The organism is Streptomyces sp. NPDC005151, assembly GCF_053599875.1.
The window spans coordinates 1-4,134 of the sequence record NZ_JBSFYR010000207.1; the positions used below are offsets into that span (position 1 = coordinate 1).

4 protein-coding genes are annotated in these 4,134 nt (G+C 68.5%); 1 reads left to right on the top strand and 3 read right to left on the bottom strand.

The genetic code is table 11. The features are described 5' to 3' along the window. Positions 1-746: 746 nt before the first annotated feature. Positions 747-1,145: a hypothetical protein gene (locus ACWD6R_RS39935; protein ID WP_451823249.1), complete on the top strand. Its 399-nt coding sequence runs from the start codon at positions 747-749 to the stop codon at positions 1,143-1,145. Between the two features lie 327 nt (positions 1,146-1,472). Here the strand turns inward: ACWD6R_RS39935 and ACWD6R_RS39940 are convergent, their stop codons facing one another. Genes ACWD6R_RS39940 through ACWD6R_RS39950 form a run of 3 tightly spaced genes read right to left on the bottom strand, consistent with a single transcriptional unit; the run spans position 1,473 to position 4,094 of the window. Continuing rightward, positions 1,473-2,567 (bottom strand): hypothetical protein, encoded by a 1,095-nt coding sequence (locus ACWD6R_RS39940; RefSeq protein WP_451823250.1) that lies wholly within the window; start codon positions 2,565-2,567, stop codon positions 1,473-1,475. Beyond that, the gene (locus ACWD6R_RS39945) at positions 2,567-3,343 is read right to left on the bottom strand and encodes an AAA family ATPase (RefSeq protein WP_451823251.1); all 777 of its coding nucleotides are present in this window, start codon (positions 3,341-3,343) and stop codon (positions 2,567-2,569) included. The genes ACWD6R_RS39940 and ACWD6R_RS39945 overlap by 1 nt, the downstream gene beginning before the upstream one ends. Further along, the gene (locus ACWD6R_RS39950) at positions 3,333-4,094 is read right to left on the bottom strand and encodes a Mu transposase C-terminal domain-containing protein (protein ID WP_451823252.1); all 762 of its coding nucleotides are present in this window, start codon (positions 4,092-4,094) and stop codon (positions 3,333-3,335) included. Before ACWD6R_RS39950 ends, ACWD6R_RS39945 begins: the two co-directional genes overlap by 11 nt. Positions 4,095-4,134: the final 40 nt, after the last annotated feature.

A 4,134-nucleotide genomic window follows, 5' to 3' on the forward strand; every position in this document is an offset into this window, starting at 1 on the left:
GCCATTGTCACCCACCAGGCCGATCGGCCCACGGGCAGGTTGCCCCGACATCACCGACCGCCCACCCGGTGAACCTTCCCGGTCACAGCACTAGCTGCCTGTGGCGGTCGCGCGTTCACCGTCGCCGTCCGCTCGGCCGTGGCCGGCCTCCCGTACGACGCCGGGCGCGACCGCCGTTCCTGCCGCCAAGCCTGCGGCCAGGTTGGGCAAGCCTGGAAGGCGCACGTTAACGCGTTGGCAAGCCTGCCGGTGCCCGGTGCCCGGTGCCCGGTGCCCGTGTACGGTGTGGCTCGTTGGGCTGGGCATGACGGTTTCGCAGCAGTACGGCATGCTCGTCCACGGAGGGCCCGCCCCGACGGCTCAGCCTTCGCAGCAAGGACCCGTCCCGGCCCGGTTGGGGCGGAGCCGAGGGGGTCGGCGCCTGCCGCCCGCGGTTGTCGGCGCCGTTCCCACAACTGTGCGGTTCGATCAGGACGAGGCATCGGAGGTAGACCGCTTCGTCCTGGAACTCCGGGACGAAGCAGGCCGCCGGGCACTCGACAAGGCAGAGGTGATTCGGGAGGTTCTGCGGCTGGCCCGGGAGCACGAGCCGAGGAAACGGGCCCTGCTGCGTCGGCTGCGGTGACTCTCCTCTGCCGCCGGCTGGGTGCCGCCGTCCGGCACGAATTCGGTCGCATCGGCGGCCTGATCACCCTGCGTGTGTCGTCGGACGCGAATGGTCCTGGCCTCCTGGGACAATGCCGCGCATGCAGCCGCTGCCGGTTCCCTGCCCCGCCCACCTGATCCCGGAGGTCAGCGGCACCGACGCTTTCCATAACGCGTACAGGGAAGCCATGGCGCAGCAGGTGGTGTTCGTTGCCATCGAACACGAGGGTGGGTGGTGGAGCGTGAAGGCGGACGCGCTTACCGCGGGCCCTGGCCATGTCGTCGGCGATACCGTGAACGACGCCGTCCGGGCGGCGATCGCCCGCTTGGTCAGCAGCCGTGAGATCTACACGGACGCCTACGCGGGACCGATCTACTTCATGCTGCACGGCGTGCGGAGCGAAGAGCGGGCCCGTGAACTGGCGGCCGCACTCCACGCCGCCGTGTACGGAGACCTGGAACCACTGACCCGCGCCGTGCCTCTACCGCCCGTGTCCTGAGTGAGTGTTTGAGATCTCGGCCCCCGCATGAACTGGTCGAAGAAAGACTGATCGCCGCGACACCACCCAGACACCATGCGGACCAGGGAGCGAGAGCTGGTGCTGCCAAAATCGGATCGTCAAGGCGGCCTGATGATCTGCGGGGTTTTGTCGGTTGTGGTTCGGCATCGTGGTGTCAGTGCGGGATATACGGGGATTCTGCAGGTCAGTTTGTTGCCGTGCGGGTTTCGGGTGGTGACATGGATGCCGATCTGGGGCTGACGTTTTTGGCGTCTGAGCAGGTCAGTTGGTTGCCGCTCGGTACAGCGTGGAGCGCATTGTTGCTGGTCAGGGCCGTGGGAGTGCTCCGGTGAGCGCCGCCTGGTGAAGGCGAACAGCATCCTCTTGCCGTATGGGGCCGAACGCGTAGCGGATTCCTGTTGCGGTGAGGGTGAGTTGTTCTCCGTCTCGGGCGGTGATGAGGGGGAAGAGCGGGTTGTCCGGGGCGCGGTCCTTCAGCTGACTGTGGATGCGGGCGGCGCGTATGAGGGGGCGTGTCCAGGTGGGCAGGGGGTAGAGCCGGCATCGGCGGTGGGTGGTGCTGTCGTGGACTTTGACGGTGGTTGCGTTCTCGTCGATGTCAATGGCGCGGATGAGTGCGAGCCGATCGATGTCGGCTGCGGTGATGGCGTGGATGGTCAGGGCTGCGGCGTGCAGCGGGTGGGCCACTGTGGTCAGCCGGGTGGCGAGGACGTCTCGCGCCGTGAAGTCGTCTCCGTGCAGGGACGGTGAGGCGCTGCCAGGGGTACCCGCGGGGGCGCCCTGGCACGGGGTCCGCGCGAGACGGTCCACCACTACGCCGTCCAACGGTGCTCGAGGGGTGATCCATTGCCCGCCGTCTCGGCAGGGTGCGGGGTCGCAGTGCCGGTGCTGCTCAGGGCTTGGGATGTCGGCCAGTGGGTGTTGCGTCTGCTCCAGGGCGACGCGTGCGTGGGGGAGGGTGCCGATGATGTGGTGCGGGGTCTCGTCGAGGAGCGTGGTCAGTGCGGGGCTGACCGGGCGGTGCCAGAGGAGGGTGAGGTGGATGCCGCTGCGCTCCCGCAGGGTGAGTAGTTGTCTGAAGCGGGCGTGTGTGAGGCGGTCGGTGCGGCAGACGATCAGGTGTCCGATGTGGTGGGCGAGTACCCAGGCGCAGGCCGCGTCCCAGGCGGGGCGCTGGGAGTCGGCCCAGGTTCCGTAGGTTTCTCCGCCTTGAGGGAGGCGTTTGCCGAGGGCGTAGAGCAGGTCGTGGGCGAGGGCGGCGGGTGCGCCGTTGGCGGGGCTGGGGTCGACGGTCAGACATCCCATGCCCGGGTCGTGTGCGGCGTGTGCGGCGGCAGTCCAGTCGGGGTGGTCGTCCTTGTCGTTGATGACGGTGACCGGTGGAGGATCGCCGGCCGTCATCACATGCCGCCAATTTTGCTGTAGACCCAGCGCACGAGGTCTTCGTCGACCTGCCCGAGGTTGAGTTTCTTCATGCCAGCGAGGATGTGGGTGGTGATGTTGGCCCAGTTGCGGAAGCTGCCGTGGGCGGCCTGTTTGTCGATCGCGTCGATGAGCGCGGTGTCCACGTCTGCCCAGACGGGGTGGAAGGCGGGGATCGTCTCCCGTACCTCGTCCCGGGACATGCGGGTGAACTCCTGCCAGATGAAGATCCGGGAGGCCAGCATCGGTTCGCGGCGCAGGACCTTGTAGCAGCCGTCGCCTCCGGCGAAGATCACGGCGATGTCGGTGCGTTTGTCGTCCCACAGGTGGCGCCAGAACTCGAACCCGGTCTTCTTCATCCACTGCGCCTCGTCGCAGACCAGGACCCGGAACTCCTCGGCGAGCGCCTCCTTGAGGAGGGTGTCGAACTCGATCGGGCGGGCGGGCGGCTCGCCCGGCAGCCCCAGTGCCTGGAAGAGGCCATGCCGTATGTCGCGCGGGGTCGGCCCGGCCCGCAATTCCAGGCGGTGGGTGATGTCCGGGGCGAGGTGGCGCAGCGCGGAGTTCACTGACATCGTCTTGCCGGATCCAGCCGGCCCGTAGACGCACATCATGGCCTTGGCCTCGATGACGGCCTCGATGTTGTCCCGTGTGGTCAGCAGCGTGTCGGTACCGACCAACTGGGCCTGCTCCAGGCCCAGGAAGTGGTCTTCGCTCTCGTCGGGCAGCAGCCCGTAGTCCAGATCAGCGATCATCAGCTTGGTCCTCATCAGCAGTAGGTGTGCGCGGGGGCCTGGGGCGGGCCCAGGTATCGGGCGCGGGGCCGTGCGGAACGAGATCAGGACGGGCCAGCGCGCGGCGGTCGCTCTGTGCCGCCGCGCCCAGTTCCTCTTCAGCCTGTGCGGAGGTCGAAGAGGTGAGAGGTCGGGGCGGGGCAGCGGTGGTGGAGGCTTCGAAGCGCCGGCGGCGCAGCTTCTCCGCGGCTTTCAGGTCGGCCTTGAGCCGCCGGGCGGCCGCGGTCCGTGCGGCCTGGACGGAGCGGATCTGCTCCCGGCTTGCCGCGGCGGCCAGGAACGCCGACCCGAGATGGCGTCCGGTCGCCGCGTCGAAGACCTCGATGGTGTCGTCGTGGTGGGGCAGGTGCCGTACCGAGACTTTGGTGCCGGTACGGCCGTTCATCCACGGGGCGAGGTAGTCCCGGCGGCGCCACCGCACCCCGCTCGTGCTGATCGTGTACGTGCGGCCGTCGTCCTCCAGGGCGAACGTCGCCAGCTGCCCGGCGGACACATCCGTGAGCGGTGTCGCGTCGGCCTGCCACGCCTGGAGGGGGGTTTCCCCATCCAGCGCGGCGGGACGATGGAGGGTGTTCCACCAGGTCACCCAGTCCAGCAGCAGCCCCACGAACGCCTCGTAGGTCAGGGGCGGGGCGTCGGGGTCGGCGAGCCGGCCACCGGTGAACCGCCCCGGTTCGAGTAGAGGCTCGATTTCATGAAAGGATCGAGTCATGGCAAGACCTTCCCGTTACCCCCTTGAGCTCCGCCGCCGT

Excerpts from the sequence above, each read along its gene's own strand:
- ACWD6R_RS39950 (WP_451823252.1), bottom strand. The coding sequence starts at position 4,094 with ATGACTCGATCCTTTCATGAAATCGAGCCTCTACTCGAACCGGGGCGG.
- ACWD6R_RS39935 (WP_451823249.1), top strand. The coding sequence starts at position 747 with ATGCAGCCGCTGCCGGTTCCCTGCCCCGCCCACCTGATCCCGGAGGTC.
- ACWD6R_RS39945 (WP_451823251.1), bottom strand. The coding sequence starts at position 3,343 with ATGATCGCTGATCTGGACTACGGGCTGCTGCCCGACGAGAGCGAAGAC.
- ACWD6R_RS39940 (WP_451823250.1), bottom strand. The coding sequence starts at position 2,567 with ATGACGGCCGGCGATCCTCCACCGGTCACCGTCATCAACGACAAGGAC.